Source organism: Ruegeria sp. BG3 (genome assembly GCF_056538485.1).
Genome location: NZ_JBQFTE010000014.1, coordinates 88352 through 102908, shown reverse-complemented (window position 1 = coordinate 102908; position 14557 = coordinate 88352). Strand labels below are relative to the sequence as shown.

At 59.0% G+C, this 14557-nt stretch carries 17 protein-coding genes; 7 read left to right on the top strand and 10 right to left on the bottom strand.

The window, feature by feature from the left end:
- The 3 genes from ACR0AI_RS20660 to parC all read right to left on the bottom strand — a co-directional run.
- A partial coding sequence (locus ACR0AI_RS20660; protein WP_215675807.1) for a GTP-binding protein occupies nucleotides 1–91 on the bottom strand: 91 nt, incomplete at its 3' end.
- 115 nt (nucleotides 92–206) lie between these two features.
- Nucleotides 207–797: a hypothetical protein gene (locus tag ACR0AI_RS20655; protein ID WP_170692758.1), complete on the bottom strand. Its 591-nt coding sequence runs from the start codon at nucleotides 795–797 to the stop codon at nucleotides 207–209.
- A 97-nt stretch (nucleotides 798–894) separates the two neighbouring features.
- Entirely contained in the window at nucleotides 895–3243 is a 2349-nt protein-coding gene (gene parC, locus ACR0AI_RS20650) for a DNA topoisomerase IV subunit A (protein WP_480676836.1), read from the bottom strand.
- 202 nt (nucleotides 3244–3445) lie between these two features.
- Between parC and ACR0AI_RS20645 the strand changes: the two genes are divergently transcribed.
- The 6 genes from ACR0AI_RS20645 to ACR0AI_RS20620 all read left to right on the top strand — a co-directional run bounded on the left by ACR0AI_RS20645 (nucleotide 3446) and on the right by ACR0AI_RS20620 (nucleotide 7855).
- On the top strand, nucleotides 3446–4072 hold the full coding sequence (locus ACR0AI_RS20645) for an SH3 domain-containing protein (RefSeq protein ID WP_480555471.1): 627 nt from the start codon (nucleotides 3446–3448) through the stop codon (nucleotides 4070–4072).
- Nucleotides 4073–4141: 69 nt separating this feature from the next.
- Nucleotides 4142–4969 (top strand): SDR family NAD(P)-dependent oxidoreductase, encoded by an 828-nt coding sequence (locus ACR0AI_RS20640; protein ID WP_480676833.1) that lies wholly within the window; start codon nucleotides 4142–4144, stop codon nucleotides 4967–4969.
- Between the two features lie 79 nt (nucleotides 4970–5048).
- Nucleotides 5049–5249 (top strand): twin transmembrane helix small protein, encoded by a 201-nt coding sequence (locus ACR0AI_RS20635; RefSeq protein ID WP_170380419.1) that lies wholly within the window; start codon nucleotides 5049–5051, stop codon nucleotides 5247–5249.
- A 2-nt stretch (nucleotides 5250–5251) separates the two neighbouring features.
- The gene (locus ACR0AI_RS20630; RefSeq protein ID WP_480542327.1) at nucleotides 5252–5824 is read left to right on the top strand and encodes a cob(I)yrinic acid a,c-diamide adenosyltransferase; all 573 of its coding nucleotides are present in this window, start codon (nucleotides 5252–5254) and stop codon (nucleotides 5822–5824) included.
- Nucleotides 5825–6167: 343 nt separating this feature from the next.
- Nucleotides 6168–6926, top strand: a complete 759-nt coding sequence (locus ACR0AI_RS20625; protein ID WP_170556409.1) for an electron transfer flavoprotein subunit beta/FixA family protein — start codon at nucleotides 6168–6170, stop codon at nucleotides 6924–6926.
- Nucleotides 6926–7855 (top strand): electron transfer flavoprotein subunit alpha/FixB family protein, encoded by a 930-nt coding sequence (locus ACR0AI_RS20620; protein WP_480676831.1) that lies wholly within the window; start codon nucleotides 6926–6928, stop codon nucleotides 7853–7855. Before ACR0AI_RS20625 ends, ACR0AI_RS20620 begins: the two co-directional genes overlap by 1 nt.
- Nucleotides 7856–7914: 59 nt before the next feature.
- On the opposite strand, the gene ACR0AI_RS20615 is transcribed toward ACR0AI_RS20620, so the two are convergent.
- Nucleotides 7915–8742, bottom strand: coding sequence for a DUF6473 family protein (locus tag ACR0AI_RS20615; RefSeq protein ID WP_480676829.1), 828 nt, complete (start codon nucleotides 8740–8742; stop codon nucleotides 7915–7917).
- 173 nt (nucleotides 8743–8915) lie between these two features.
- On the opposite strand from ACR0AI_RS20615, the gene ACR0AI_RS20610 reads away from it, so the two are divergent.
- Entirely contained in the window at nucleotides 8916–9791 is an 876-nt protein-coding gene (locus ACR0AI_RS20610) for a 3-hydroxybutyryl-CoA dehydrogenase (RefSeq protein ID WP_480565689.1), read from the top strand.
- Nucleotides 9792–9865: 74 nt separating this feature from the next.
- Here ACR0AI_RS20610 and ACR0AI_RS20605 read toward each other — a convergent pair whose 3' ends face one another.
- Genes ACR0AI_RS20605 through ACR0AI_RS20580 form a run of 6 tightly spaced genes read right to left on the bottom strand, consistent with a single transcriptional unit; the run spans nucleotide 9866 to nucleotide 14551 of the window.
- Nucleotides 9866–10765, bottom strand: a complete 900-nt coding sequence (locus ACR0AI_RS20605) for a lysophospholipid acyltransferase family protein (protein ID WP_480676827.1) — start codon at nucleotides 10763–10765, stop codon at nucleotides 9866–9868.
- A 40-nt stretch (nucleotides 10766–10805) separates the two neighbouring features.
- Nucleotides 10806–11075, bottom strand: a complete 270-nt coding sequence (locus ACR0AI_RS20600; protein ID WP_170380425.1) for an HPr family phosphocarrier protein — start codon at nucleotides 11073–11075, stop codon at nucleotides 10806–10808.
- Between the two features lie 16 nt (nucleotides 11076–11091).
- Nucleotides 11092–11484 carry a PTS sugar transporter subunit IIA gene (locus ACR0AI_RS20595; protein ID WP_170474049.1) on the bottom strand — a complete coding sequence of 131 codons (393 nt, stop codon included), beginning with the start codon at nucleotides 11482–11484 and terminating at the stop codon, nucleotides 11092–11094.
- Nucleotides 11481–12362 (bottom strand): RNase adapter RapZ, encoded by an 882-nt coding sequence (gene rapZ / locus ACR0AI_RS20590; RefSeq protein WP_480701456.1) that lies wholly within the window; start codon nucleotides 12360–12362, stop codon nucleotides 11481–11483. Before rapZ ends, ACR0AI_RS20595 begins: the two co-directional genes overlap by 4 nt.
- Nucleotides 12359–12829, bottom strand: a complete 471-nt coding sequence (locus ACR0AI_RS20585) for an HPr kinase/phosphorylase (protein ID WP_480676823.1) — start codon at nucleotides 12827–12829, stop codon at nucleotides 12359–12361. Before ACR0AI_RS20585 ends, rapZ begins: the two co-directional genes overlap by 4 nt.
- Nucleotides 12830–12832: 3 nt before the next feature.
- Nucleotides 12833–14551, bottom strand: coding sequence for a sensor histidine kinase (locus ACR0AI_RS20580; protein ID WP_480676821.1), 1719 nt, complete (start codon nucleotides 14549–14551; stop codon nucleotides 12833–12835).
- Nucleotides 14552–14557 lie beyond the last annotated feature (6 nt).

Here is a 14557-nt window from a genome sequence, read left to right as displayed (position 1 = left end):
CTGCGGTCAGCGTCGTCTTACCATGGTCAACGTGCCCAATCGTGCCGATGTTGACGTGCGGTTTTGTACGCTCAAACTTTTCCTTTGCCATTCCTCAGGCGCCCTTTTGCGATTTGGGGGACCCTTGGTCCCGTGGTTACATCTGCGCGCGCGAGATATTTGGTTCAAAGGGGAAAATCAAGCACATCCTGAGGGAAATGCGCCGATCACGCCGGATTTTGCGTGAGCTCACTCGTTTCCAGCGGCTGGATCAGGTCGGGACGCCGATCAAACCAACCATTGTCCTTGTGTTCTTCGGCCAGCCACTCTTCGACTCGGTCGGCAACTTTCAGGGCAAGGCCACTCATCTGCTCTTCTTTTGTGCGAGTATTGCCCGATCCTGTCAGAGCGCTCTCTCCGGTCGTGTCTTCCAGAACTTGGAATTGCTTACCCTTGGCGAGGAATTCTTTCTTCTTCACATCGTAGACATTAACCAGAACAATCGCCGTGCTTTTGGGATTGTAGATGACGGGAATGCCCGGAGGCGCCAGCATATAGCCTTCGAGGCTGATACCGATGTCGTATTCCTGAGCGCCTTCATAGCGGCCGAGACGGATATCAACCGCGTTCTGAATGGCGTTTTCCCATTCTTTTGGTGTCGCATCGCGCGAGACCGGTCCTTGGCGGGCTTTCTCAGCGAAGGCGTAGTTTACGCGTAGCTTGAATTCCCCCAACGATTCAGGTTCCTCATATACTTGCGTCTGCGCGCAGGCGCTCATCAGGGCAAGTCCAGTAATCAGGGTCAAAATGCGCAGCATGATCTCGTCTCGATAGGCCTGTTTTTCTTTGATCTAGCGCACCGATACGGCCTGTGCCAAGCCGTATCGGCGGAATTCGCCCGAAACCCTCGTCAGATCACGAGAATTTATAGTCCCGCGGGAAACCATAAGGGGGCTTTTTCCCAACGCTGGCGCGCTTGGCCAGCCATTGGGACATATCCGTTTCGTGCCGGGTTTTGTCGCCGCCCATGGACCATCTCAGGCCCTCTTCCCAGTTAAAGGTGGTGATGTCGGACAGGCCGCCATCCAACTCCAACGTACCCTGCCGGCCGCGCGCCATATTGTATTTCTGCAAGCGCACGCCTTTGCCTCGGGTCATCTCGGGCAGCTCTTCGGTCGGGAAAACCAGGAACTTACCATTCTGCGAGACTACTGCGACGTGATCGCCCGCGACCGGTTTACAGATCATCGCCGTCTCGTCGCCCTTGACGTTCAGCACCTGTTTCCCATTGCGGGTCTGGGCCAGAACGTCATCTTCAGGCACCATAAAGCCGTTGCCTGCGTCGGAGGCCACCAGCAGCTTGCGCCCCGGCTTGTGGATCAGGATGTCGATGATCTGCGCCTCGTTCGGCAGATCCACCATCAGGCGGAGCGGCTCACCCATGCCCCGCCCGCCGGGCAGGTTCGCGGCGCTGACCGTATAGAACCGCCCGTTCGACGCGAACACCAGCAACCGATCCGTGGTTTCCGCATGGAAGATGAAACGGGGGCCGTCACCATCTTTGAACTTTAATTCACGCTTGAGGTCGATGTGACCGGTCATGGCCCGAATCCAGCCCATCTGAGAGCAGACCACTGTGATCGGCTCCTTGTCGATCATCGCCTCAAGCGGCACTTCCTCGACCTGTCCGGCCTCGGCGAACCGGGTACGGCGCGCGCCGCCTTCGTAGTCTTTGCCGAAGGTCTTCTTGGTCTCTTTCAACTGCTCGGCGATCTTGGCCCATTGCAGAGCGGGATCGGCCAGTAGGTCTTCGAGATTGGCGCGCTCCAGCATCAACTCGTCGCGTTCGCGGACCAGTTCCATCTCTTCCAGACGGCGCAGACTGCGCAGGCGCATATTGAGAATCGCGTCGACCTGAACTTCAGACAACTCACCCTCACCCGGTTTGGGCGTGATGTAGTCGGATTCGTCCGTGGCGCGGACGTGATCAATCCCCCAATCCTCGCGCATCAGCGCCGCTTTAGGGTCGTCGTCGTAGCGGATGATGTCGATCACACGGTCGAGGTTGAGGAAGGCGACGATAAAGCCCTCCAACACTTCCAACCGGTGGTCGATCTTGGCCATGCGGTGACGCGAGCGGCGGATCAGCACCTCTTGCCGGTGATCAAGAAAGGCGCGCAGCACTTCCTTCATCGAACAGACCTTGGGCGTCACCCCGTCGATCAGCACGTTCATGTTCAGGCTGAACCGCACCTCAAGGTCCGAGTTGCGATAGAGCATGCCCATCAGCACCTCAGGGTCCACGTTCTTGGAACGCGGCTCAAGGATAAGACGGATGTCGTCTGCGGATTCGTCCCGTACATCGGCGAGGATCGGGATTTTCTTGGTCTGGATCAGCTCGGCGATCTTCTCGATCAGCTTGGATTTCTGAACCTGATACGGGATCTCGGTGACGACGATCTGCCATTGGCCGCGGCCCAGATCTTCGACTTCGAACTTGCACCGCAGCCGGAAGGACCCGCGCCCGGTGCGATAGGCTTGCGCGATATTCTCGGGCGGCTCAACGATGACGCCGCCGGTCGGGAAATCCGGACCGGGAACATAGTTCAGCAACGTGTCGTCGCGCGCATCCGGCGTTTTGATCAGATGCAGACAAGCGTCGCAGAGTTCCGAGATATTATGCGGCGGGATATTTGTCGCCATGCCTACGGCAATCCCGCTGGCTCCGTTGGCCAACAGGTTCGGAAACTGCGCGGGCAGAACGACCGGCTCGGTCAGCGTCCCATCATAATTGTCGCGGAAATCAACGGCGTCTTCGTTCAAACCTTCAAGCAGCGCCTCGGCCACGATGGTCATCCGCGCTTCGGTGTATCGCGAAGCCGCGGGGTTATCGCCGTCGATATTGCCGAAATTCCCCTGCCCGTCGACCAGCGGGTAGCGGACGTTGAAGTCCTGCGCCAGACGCGCCATCGCGTCGTAGATCGCGGCGTCACCATGCGGGTGATAGTTACCCATCACATCGCCCGAGATCTTCGCGGACTTCCGGAAACCTCCGGTTGCACTGAGTCGCAATTCCCTCATCGCATAGAGGATTCGCCTGTGAACCGGTTTCAAACCATCACGCGCATCCGGCAGCGCCCGGTGCATGATGGTGGACAGCGCATAGGTCAGATAGCGCTCACCAATTGCGCGGCGTAGCGGTTCGGCTACCTCGCCCCCATTGTCAGGGGCCTCCATGTTGGGGTCGTCGATCGTATCGTTCATATATGATGTGATACGACGCAAGCGCGGCTTGGTAAAGCAACCAAGACTTTTTTTACTGGGGACAAGTCGCGCTTTTTGCAACAGGGGGAGGCAACCCCCGGATTTCCCCCATTTTTCGACTCCCACCTCGAAATATGCTATGCTCTCATGAATTAAACTGCTGCCAATTCTTGTATTTACGATTTCTTCGGGGGGAAGCGTCATGACGCGCCTGATTCTTGTTACTTTTGCCGCCCTTGGCTGGGCCTTCTACGTCATGAGCGGAGGCCCCGACTTTGAGCCGCGCGGCCTGCGCAGTGACAATCCGCAGCGCATGGCTGCCACGTTCGAACCTGCACCGAAGGCGACGCCTCCGGCAGCCGCTCCGGTTGAGGAATTGGTGACCCGCGCCGCAGTTCAACCCATCCCCGTTATTGAGTTTATTGCAGAACCCGAACCTGTTCTGGGCGAGGAAGAAACCAAGGCGCTTCTGTCTCAGGTTGCAGCCGGACTGCAGGCGAATCCGTCCCTGTTCGAAGATCAGGATGTGACGCTGACGTTGGCCTCGCTGGAAGGCGGCGTGACGGCGATGCAGCAAGTCACAACCGACGCGGAACCTGCTGTGGCACCTGTCGCGGAGCCGGAAAAGGACATCCGCGAAATCTCTGGCACCCGCGTGAACATGCGCGATGGTCCGGGCACGATCTATCCCATTATCGGCAAGGCCACGATCGGGCAGCGGGTTGAGGTTCTGAGTGATTCCGGCACCGGCTGGCTGCGCACACGCGTGTTTCCCGGGCAACAGGTCGGATGGATTTCGGCATCACTGGTCCGCAAAACCACGAACTGACGTCCGGGCGTCATTGCCCTGTTTCCTCTCGCAGCCTAGGTGTTGAGGACGTTGAGGTTCGGGGCCATCATGCAGAAATCAATTCTTATTACCGGCTGCTCGTCTGGCATCGGTCTGGATGCAGCACACGGTATGCGTGCACGCGGCTGGCGCGTCTTTGCCTCGTGCCGCCAGCAGCGTGATTGCGACAGGCTGCGTGCGCAGGGATTTGAAAGCCCGCGAATCGACTATCAGGACACAGACAGCATCACCGCCGGACTGGCCGAGGTTCTTGAGGCCAACGGAGGCACCTTGGACGCATTGTTCAACAATGGGGCGCACGGGCTGCCCGGCGCGGTCGAAGATGTGCCGACCGACGGTTTGCGGTTCATCTTCGAATCGAATGTCTTCGGCTGGCACGAGCTGACGCGGCAGGTCATTCCCGTCATGCGCGAACAGGGTCATGGGCGCATTGTCCAGAACTCCTCAGTTCTGGGGCTGGTCGCATTCCCCTGGCGCGGCGCCTATGTCGCCACCAAATATGCGATCGAAGGTCTGACCGACACGATGCGCCTGGAACTGCGCGGCAGCGGCGTCAAGGTCATCCTGATCGAACCCGGTCCGATCACGTCAAAAATCCGCGAAAAGGCGATCCCGGTGTTCGAGCGGTTCGTGGATTGGGAGAACTCGGTCTTGCGTGACAGGTATGAGGCATATTTGCTGAAACGGCTCTACGAAGGCTCTGGCCCAGACGCGTTCGAACTGCCTGCCTCGGCGGTCACCAACAAGCTGGCACATGCGGTCGAAGCGAAACGGCCAAAGGCACGCTACTATGTGACGACTCCGACCTATATCGCAGGCTATTTGCGGCGAATTCTGCCAACAAAAGCCATCGACCGCATTCTGTCAGACATCTGAGGCAATATTTCCCGTTCGCTTTTGGCACTGCAGGCGCTAGATCAGGCGCACACAAAGAATAAGCGGACGGTGACTGACGATGGACCCTTTGATGGTCGTTTTGCTCTTGGCGATGGCGGCGGTTGTCGTCGTGCTGACCCTTGGAATCGCAAATTTCGGAAAAAGCGGCATGGATGCCGCCAAGAAGAGCAACAAGATGATGCGCCTGCGCATCCTCTTTCAATTCATTGCCGTATTGCTGATTGTGCTTTACGTCTTCCTGCGCGGACAAGGAGTTTGAAGATGGTCGTTCTGAACAAGATCTACACGCGCACAGGCGATGACGGAAAAACCGCTTTGGGCAATGGCGAACGGGTTGCGAAATACTCGGGCCGCGTGGCCGCATATGGAACGGTTGATGAGCTGAACGCCTTTGTCGGCGTCGCCCGGACCGAAGCCGAGGGTGAAACCGACGCCGCCTTGGCCCGCATACAGAATGACCTGTTCGATCTGGGGGCTGATTTCTGCCGCCCCGACATGGAAAAAGACGCCGAGGCCGACTACCCGCCGTTGCGCATCGCGCCTGCCCAGATCGACCGGCTCGAGGCTGAAATCGACGCGATGAATGCCGATCTTGAACCACTGCGCAGCTTCATCCTGCCCGGTGGCTCGCCTTTGGCGGCGCATCTGCATGTCTGCCGCACCGTCTCACGCCGGGCTGAGCGTCTGGCTGTTGAGCTTACCAATATGGAGCCTGTCAACGAGGTCGCGGTCAAATATCTGAACCGTCTGAGTGATTGGTTCTTCGTCGCCGCCCGCTGCGCCAACAACAGCGGCAAGGATGATGTCTTGTGGGTTCCGGGCGCGAACCGCTGAAAGCGGCGGGACGTCCCGGCGACCGGAAGGGCGGAGCCCAGGCCTAAAAGGTTGGCGCAACGTGTCGTCAACTCGGCGCCCTGCTGACCAAAACAATCAGTATTCTTGGTTCAGCTCGACGGATTGGCCACCGACGACCAAATCTCCCCGACCCCAACATCGACGGCTAACCGTCAAAAAACTCTGCTCCCTATTCGTCAAAAAACACAAAACGCGACGTCTCAAGCCCATGACGTGACGATTTTGCTCTGTTGTCGATGAGATTGAGGCGCTATCTAGTCCCGCGAGAGCATTGGTGGAGTCGCAACGCGGCTTGCCGTTTTTGTAAGGAGCGAACGCAAAAATGAAGGTACTTGTGCCTGTCAAGCGCGTGATTGACTACAACGTTAAGGTCCGTGTTAAGGCGGATGGCAGCGGTGTTGATCTCGCCAATGTAAAAATGTCGATGAACCCGTTCGACGAGATTGCAGTTGAAGAGGCGATCCGCCTGAAAGAAGCAGGCAAGGCTGACGAAGTCGTTGCTGTTTCGATCGGCGTGAAGCAGGCGCAGGAGACGCTGCGGACTGCTCTGGCCATGGGTGCCGACCGCGCGATCTTGGTTATTGCTGCGGATGACGTCCACACGGATATTGAGCCTCTGGCCGTTGCGAAAATCCTGGCCAAAGTGGTCGAGGAAGAGCAGCCGGGCATCGTTCTGGCGGGCAAGCAGGCGATCGACAACGACATGAACGCCACCGGCCAGATGCTGTCGGCCCTGCTGGGTTGGAGCCAGGGCACCTTCGCCTCCGAGCTGGACATCGAAGGCGACACTGCCAAGATCACCCGTGAGGTTGACGGCGGTCTGCAGACCATCAACGTCAAGATGCCGACCATCGTGACCGTTGACCTGCGCCTGAACGAGCCGCGCTATGCTTCGCTGCCGAACATCATGAAGGCGAAGAAAAAGCCGCTGGATGAGAAAACCGCTGCCGATTACGGCGTCGACGTCACTCCGCGTCTGGAAATCGTCAAAACCGATGAGCCGCCGGCGCGTGCCGCTGGTATCGTCGTCGGCTCGGTTGATGAGCTGGTCTCGAAACTCAAAGAAGCGGGGGCTGTGTAATGGCTGTACTTCTGCTTGCCGAAGTCAACAATGGCGAACTGTCGATGGACGCCACCGCCAAGGCCGTATCCGCCGCGAAAGCGCTGGGTGATGTGACCGTTCTGGCCGCAGGTGGTTCTGCCGCTGCTGCCGGTGAGGCTGCTGCCAAGATCGACGGCGTGTCCAAGGTTCTGGTTGCGGAAGACGAGTCGCTGGGCCACCGCCTGGCGGAATCGACCGCAGCACTGATCGTAGGTCTGGCCGATGGCTATGAGCACATCGTTGCCCCTGCCACCACCGACGCCAAGAACGTCATGCCGCGCGTTGCTGCGCTGCTGGACGTAATGGTGATCTCGGATGCGTCCGGTGTGGTTGACGGCTCGACCTTCGAGCGTCCGATCTACGCGGGCAACGCGATCCAGACCGTCAAGTCGAACGACGCCAAGAAAGTCGTCACCTTCCGCACCGCTTCCTTTGATGCGGCAGGCGAAGGCGGTGCGGCTGCGGTTGAGACCATCTCGGTTGGCGAAAACCCCGGCCTGTCGTCCTGGCTTGAGGACAAGGTTGCCGAGAGCGACCGTCCCGAGTTGACCTCGGCTGGTGTTGTTGTTTCGGGCGGCCGTGGTGTCGGCTCGGAAGAAGACTTCAAATTGATCGAGACTCTGGCTGACAAGCTGGGCGCCGCTGTTGGCGCGTCGCGTGCCGCCGTGGACTCGGGCTATGCCCCGAACGATTGGCAGGTGGGTCAGACCGGTAAGGTTGTTGCACCGGACCTGTATGTCGCTGTTGGCATCTCGGGCGCGATCCAGCACTTGGCGGGTATGAAGGACTCGAAGGTTATCGTTGCGATCAACAAAGACGAAGAAGCACCGATCTTCCAGGTTGCTGACTTCGGTCTGGTTGCCGACCTGTTCCAGGCCGTACCCGAACTGACCGAGAAACTCGGCTGATCGAACCAAGCGGTTGCTTGGAAAACCATTGCAAGGCCCGCTCCAATGGCGGGCCTTTTTCAATGCAAATCCCGGATCGAGCGGGAGAGAGTTTCCGCGATCCGACGATGGGTCGCCGGGCCGACCATATGTTCGGCCATAGGCTGCTGAAGGGTCCCGAACAGCATATCCTCCAACTCATCCGATTCGCCGGAGATCCGGACTGACATCGAAACGACATCCGCACTGTAGGGCCTCAGTGCGTCCAACATCTCGGTATCCACAAAGACCGGCTCACAGCCCAGCGGCCCTGCAACCTCATGGGCGATCTCGCCATCGACCTGCAGGTTCAGCAAAACGACCGGAGGCCGGATCGCCTGTAGAAAAGCGCCAAGCGCCTCGACCCACTTTTTGCGAAGTTCGTGGGTGACGATTTCGAAGCGTGCGTCCGAATAGGAATGCAACAGTCCCAGCAAGTGACGCACGAAATGGACGTCCGTGAAATCCACCTCTGGGTAGAGCGTCAGCAGGTCCGGTGTCGGAGATAAAAACCGGTCGTTGCGGCGCGGATGCACGCGGTAGAAGCGATTCGATTGCCCCAGCGCCCCTGGCAATTGCAGCACGCAAAGTTCGGACTCATTCGCCAGCTCAACCAAGGTGGAATCGCCGCACAGCGCCTCAACCCCACAAAGAAGACTGCCGAAGTTGATGCATTTGCGGTCCAGCAGACCTTCGAGAATCGCGACGTAGGGGCGTTCGACGAAGCGACCGAATGTCTCGTCCCCTCCGATACACGCCAGATAGGACCCGTCCAACGCGCGCAACGGCCCCCGGAATCGCAGTTTTGACGCCCCATACTGACAGACGCTGTCTTCGAGCACGGCTGCGCACGTTTGATGATAGCTCATATCACTCACCCAATTTTTCACCCGGTTGCCATCTTGCCGTCGCAAGTCTTGCGAAATTGCTAATGCGCGGATTTGAGGCAAATTTGACCGGTCCACAGACCTCGGATGCCTCTTGCCGCCCGCCCCAAACTGCCGGTAATGTCGCGGCGAGCTGAGAGCAGAGGCACCAGAGCATGGAAATCAAATCGGTCGGAGTGATTGGCGCAGGCCAGATGGGCAACGGGATCGCGCATGTTCTAGCCTTGGCCGGCTATGACGTGTTGGTCAATGACGTCAACAAGGACGCCCTGGACAATGCCGTAAAGACGATCGAAGGCAATCTGGCGCGTCAGGCCTCACGCGGGAAAATCTCGGACGAGGCTGTGCAAGCCGCTTTGGGGCGGATCACCACCACGCTGGAATTGCCGCGTCTGGGCCAGACCGATCTGGTGATCGAGGCCGCGACCGAGCGTGAGGCGATCAAGCAGGCGATCTTTGAGGATCTGCAACCGCATTTGCTGCCGCATACGATCCTGACATCGAACACATCCTCGATCTCGATCACGCGATTGGCCAGCCGGACCGACCGACCAGAGCGGTTCATGGGGTTCCACTTCATGAACCCGGTGCCCGTCATGCAACTGGTCGAGCTGATCCGAGGGATAGCCACCGACGAAGAGACCTATAACGCCTGTAAGGCCGTTGTCGACAAACTGGGCAAAACCGCCGCCAGCGCCGAGGATTTCCCGGCCTTTATCGTGAACCGTATCCTGATGCCGATGATCAACGAGGCGGTCTATACGCTCTATGAAGGTGTGGGGAGTGTTCAATCCATCGACCAGTCGATGAAGCTGGGCGCCAATCATCCTATGGGGCCACTGGAACTGGCCGATTTCATCGGGCTCGACACCTGTCTGGCGATCATGAACGTGTTGCATGATGGGCTGGCGGATACCAAGTATCGCCCCTGCCCGCTGCTGACGAAATATGTCGAGGCCGGTTGGCTGGGGCGTAAGACCCAGCGTGGATTCTACGACTATCGCGGCGACGTGCCGGTTCCGACGCGCTAAGAGGGGGCCAGCCCCCTCGCCCGGATTTCATCCGGTCTCACCCCCGGGATATTTTAGCCAGATAAAGGAGCGGATCAGCGCTTTGCTATGCCGCCCAAAGACATCGTGTGGTTTCGCAGCCACGCCATGAAACCGCGCGGGTCGCGTTCAAGCAGTTGCATGTCTTCATCCGAGATCGGCTCTCCGATCACCGGGGATTGGGGCTTGTTGCAAGAGCGGACGATCTCATGCAGCAACAGGCCCTGCCGTAGGATCGGCGAGAGTTTGTTGGCGATCTGATAGGCGCGCGAGTTGCGGCCGGGGAAGTAGATCGGCACCACGGCCGCGCCTGAACGGCGTATCATTTTGGCGGTGAAGACGTTCCATTCGCGTTCAATCGCCGGCCCGAACCAATCATCCGAGGACATCACCACACCAGAGGGGAACAGGGCGACCACGCCACCCTCTTTCAGGTGGTCCATCGCCTTGGTCCGCATTTCCAGCATTTTGGTTTGCGCTTCAGGATCATGCGGGAAGGGAACGGGGATCATAAACGAGGTCGCGGCCTCATCCAGGCCAGTCAGAACCGAGCGGGTCAGAATACGGTAGTCGCTACGAACACGTCCAATCAGTTCAGCGAAAATCATGCCGTCCACCATGCCATGAGGATGGTTGGCGACAACGACAACGGGGCCGGTTTTGGGAATACGTGCGATCTGTTCCTCGGGTGTGGTGAGGGTGATCCCCATCGTCTTGAGCGCCCCACCCCAGAACCGCTGGCCACGATACTGCTCGTTTTTCTTTTCGAATTTATTGACCATCCGAAGAATGGTCAGCTTGCCAGTACACCATTCGATGGCGCGGATTGCCGTCGCGGTCCAGGCATCGTCGAACGAATTGGCATAGGTCAGGGTTCTACGGTCGTAGACCTCGCCCTGATCTTCGGTCCCGTTGACCACGGGGCCTGTCTTGGTGTCGTGCGTTGTTTCCGCCAATTCTTGGTCTTCCCGTTCTTCCTGTCCCGGCGGGGTGGCTTTAGAACCCCTCGCCGAACTTGTCGTTCACAAGCGTTTCCAAGGCTTCTGCCAATGCCTCAGCATCCGGCCCGGAGGTCTCGACGTCAATAGTGGTTCCGCGCGAGGCTGCCAACATCAAAAGGCCCATGATACTGTCGCCTGATGCAGAAAGTCCGTCCTTGGAGACTTCGGCACTGGCATCGAAACCTTCTACTACCTCAACCAGCTTGGCCGAGGCGCGGGCGTGCAGGCCCTTTTCGTTGATGATTTTCAAGCTTCGATTGGTCATTTCAATACGTCCGGTCCTAATCCAATGTCACATTTTGCGCATTGATGTACTTGCGTCCAGCCTCCATCGCGTGACGCACGGCATCGGCTACGGGCAGGTGGCGGCTTTTGGCCAATTTGATCAGCATGGGAAGGTTCGCGCCATACAAAATGCGCCGATCCTGCGGCGCACAGGCCCGGAGGCTGAGGTTCGACGGGCTGCCACCGAACAAGTCCGTCACGATCACCACACCGCCGCCCATATCAACGTCGTTTGCGGCACGGCAGATTTCGGCCTGCTTTTCATCGCGGTCATGATCGGCTTCGATCGCAATCGCGACCAGGCCGGGCTGCGGCCCGACAACATGCTGCATGGCGGCCAGATACTCTTTGGCCAACCCTCCATGCGCTACGATCACTATCCCGATCAATCCGGCCTCACATTCAATGCGCGTCGTTCCATCTCGCGGTGCCTAATTGCCACCTGCTGCCCCCTGTCTGCAAGGGCTTTCGCAACCGCCTCGGCCAAAGCGACAGATCTGTGCTGGCCGCCGGTACACCCGAAAGCAACCGACAGGTGCGCTTTGCCCTCGGCGCGAAAGGCAGGCAACAGAAGGTCCAGCATTCCGACCACCCGATCAAAGAACGGAGCGTAGTTCTTATCGGACTGGACGTAGCGCGCCACGTCAGCGTTTCGACCGTCCGCGGCACGCAATTCGGGCCGCCAATAGGGATTGGCCAGAAAACGGCAATCGAACACCATATCGAGGCCGCGCGGCAGGCCGCGCTTATACGAGAAGGACTCGATCGAGACCGCAAGATGGCGGCCACCTTGTGGGGCGAACCAGTGTTCGACCTCTTCACGCAGTTGGTGAACATTCAGGGCGCTGGTGTCGATCAGGGTATCGGCGATTTCGCGAATTGGGGCCAGCAGCTCTTTTTCTTGGCGCACGCCGGTTTCAGGGCCCGCGTCCTTTGCTACAGGATGACGCCTACGGGTTTCCGAAAAACGGCGTAGAAGAACCTCATCACTGCAATCCAAATAGAGGACGGTCAGTTCCACCTGTTCCATGCGGCCAAGCTTGGCGGCCAGTTCGATGAAGCCGATGGTCGAGAAATCTCGGTTGCGCGCATCAATACCCAAAGCCATGGGCCGATCATCTGTTGCCCCTTCAAGCAGGCGCGTCAGCAGGCCCATAGGCAGATTGTCTATTGCCTCAAACCCCAGATCCTCAAGCACGTGAATGGCTGTCGATCGTCCTGCCCCGGACGGCCCAGTCACTAGAACGATCCGCCGTTGCGCTGTCATGTGCTGGTCCATTCCGGGTCTACGCGCCCCATTTTAAGCAGTTGCATCAGTGCTTCGGCCAAATTGGGCACGCCAGCGCCAAACAACAAGGGTACATAGTGCCCCAGCAGCTGCAAAGTAACAGGTTCTGGCAGGCGGGCAGGCTGCGTTTGATCCATGTCGAGCACATAGTCCAAAGCCACCGGGCCGCAAGGGGCGGTGCGCAACAGCCCGATGCCACGCGCCTCGATCAAGCCCGCAATCCGCTGTGGTGCGTCGGCAATCACCGCGCCCTCGTCCCGGCGCAGATCGACCCGGTCGTCGGCAACCAGATCGGCCCCAAAGGCCATCATGCGAAGGGCGAGTGAGGATTTGCCCGACCCCGAAGCTCCAATGATCAGCAGCCCCCGCCCCTGAACGGCGACACAGGTCGCGTGAATACAGGCCCTGTCTTTATCCGAAATGTCTGAAAGCGTCTGACTGCTCATGTCCTAGACAGGAAGCCCCACGACGAAACGCGCGCCCAGCGGCTCCGAGGTGACATCGGCTTCGGTCGGTCGGATATTCTCGGCCCAGATCACGCCGCCATGCGCCTCAACAATCTGTTTCGAGATCGCCAACCCGAGGCCGGAGTTGTTGCCAAAATGCTCCTCGGGCCGTTCAGAGTAGAAGCGTTTGAAGACCTTGGTCAGAGCCTGTTCTGGTATGCCGGGGCCTGTGTCTTCGACAACGACAAGCACACGGTGGTCTCGTTGACGTACCCAAACGCGGATCGCATCGCCCTCCTCGCAGAAGGAGATCGCATTGGTGATCAGATTGACGAAAACCTGGGCCAAGCGCGCCTCAAGCCCATTGATCACGATCGGGTCGGCGGGCAGGTCAGTGGCGTATTCGATGCCCTTGGACTTAGCATCTTCGCCCAGAAACTGACCCAGATTGTCCAACAATTTCAGCAGGTCAAAGGGCTGCTCAGCCTCTTTTACAAGCTCCGCATCCAGCCGCGAGGCGTTCGAGATATCGCTGACCAGGCGGTCCAAACGCCGCACGTCATGTTCGATGACGCCCATAAGCTTTTCACGCTGATCGTCGCGCTTGACCATCCGCAGCGTTCCCACAGCGGATTGGAGGCTGGCCAGCGGGTTCTTGATCTCATGCGCCACGTCCGCTGCGAATTGTTCATTCGCGTCAATCCGGTTGTAAAGCGCCGTGACCATGCCCCGCAGCGCCAAGCTAAGACGACCAATCTCATCAGGGCGGGCGCTCAGATCCGGGATGCGGATGCGGCCCGGATTAACGCCTGTACCCCGGTCCTTGCCCATCTCGGCCGCGGCGGCCAGATCGGCCAGCGGATTGGCAATGGTCGACGCGAGAACAAGGCTGAGACCAACCGAGACCAGCAGAGCGACAACAAACATTTGCAGGATCCGCTCCTGCTCGCGCCGCGCCAGCGCGTCGATCTCACCCGCTGGGCCGGTTATCGCTACTGCTCCAATCGGCGCATCGTTGAACACGATGGGAGAGGCGGCAACGATCACGGTCTCTTCCATCTCGTCCTGAACGGCCTGCACCTGCGTTCTCCCGCCAAGCGTATCGGGGATGATGGATTGCACCCGTTGGGCCAGTGTTGGGGCCTCGTCAGTCGTTGACCAGTTGAACACCCGGGACACCCCGGTCCAGACCGCATTCAAAGCGTCACTGATAACCGTGCTTCCGGTTTGGATGTCCGCCTCTGACTGCAGGATGGTCGATAGATCCACGGCAACGGAGGCACCCCGCGTCCAGCCGATCAACGTGCCGCTGGCGTCGTAAACAAAGACCTCGCCACCTTCTGGCAAGCTTAGCCCAGCCAGCGTGTCTCCTACATCCAGCACCCGCGGATTCTGCGCGCCCGCAGCTGCGTTTTGACGGATCTGAGCCTCAAACACGTTGCTGACCAGCTGCGCATCGCCCATGAGGTTGCGCGCGGTTTGCTGAACCTGTTCTTTCCGGGAGTCGTCCAGATACAACAGTCCTGTTACCAGAATGACCAAGGCGATCAGGTTGAAGGTGACGATCTTGCGCGCCAAAGGCGAGCCGCGCAGAGAAAACAGGTTCCTCCGCGACCGCTTCTCTCGCAGTTCGGCAGACTCGGGGTCTTGTGGGATAACCCAGTCATCCCCGATGACGACATCACCGTCGTGCAGCTCGTCAGATTGGTCAGTGTCACGCACGGGACC

Coding starts and splice junctions, on each gene's coding strand:
- ACR0AI_RS20655 (WP_170692758.1), bottom strand. CDS start 797: ATGCTGCGCATTTTGACCCTGATTACTGGACTTGCCCTGATGAGCGCC.
- parC (WP_480676836.1), bottom strand. CDS start 3,243: ATGAACGATACGATCGACGACCCCAACATGGAGGCCCCTGACAATGGG.
- ACR0AI_RS20645 (WP_480555471.1), top strand. CDS start 3,446: ATGACGCGCCTGATTCTTGTTACTTTTGCCGCCCTTGGCTGGGCCTTC.
- ACR0AI_RS20640 (WP_480676833.1), top strand. CDS start 4,142: ATGCAGAAATCAATTCTTATTACCGGCTGCTCGTCTGGCATCGGTCTG.
- ACR0AI_RS20635 (WP_170380419.1), top strand. CDS start 5,049: ATGGACCCTTTGATGGTCGTTTTGCTCTTGGCGATGGCGGCGGTTGTC.
- ACR0AI_RS20630 (WP_480542327.1), top strand. CDS start 5,252: ATGGTCGTTCTGAACAAGATCTACACGCGCACAGGCGATGACGGAAAA.
- ACR0AI_RS20625 (WP_170556409.1), top strand. CDS start 6,168: ATGAAGGTACTTGTGCCTGTCAAGCGCGTGATTGACTACAACGTTAAG.
- ACR0AI_RS20620 (WP_480676831.1), top strand. CDS start 6,926: ATGGCTGTACTTCTGCTTGCCGAAGTCAACAATGGCGAACTGTCGATG.
- ACR0AI_RS20615 (WP_480676829.1), bottom strand. CDS start 8,742: ATGAGCTATCATCAAACGTGCGCAGCCGTGCTCGAAGACAGCGTCTGT.
- ACR0AI_RS20610 (WP_480565689.1), top strand. CDS start 8,916: ATGGAAATCAAATCGGTCGGAGTGATTGGCGCAGGCCAGATGGGCAAC.
- ACR0AI_RS20600 (WP_170380425.1), bottom strand. CDS start 11,075: ATGACCAATCGAAGCTTGAAAATCATCAACGAAAAGGGCCTGCACGCC.
- rapZ (WP_480701456.1), bottom strand. CDS start 12,362: ATGACAGCGCAACGGCGGATCGTTCTAGTGACTGGGCCGTCCGGGGCA.
- ACR0AI_RS20585 (WP_480676823.1), bottom strand. CDS start 12,829: ATGAGCAGTCAGACGCTTTCAGACATTTCGGATAAAGACAGGGCCTGT.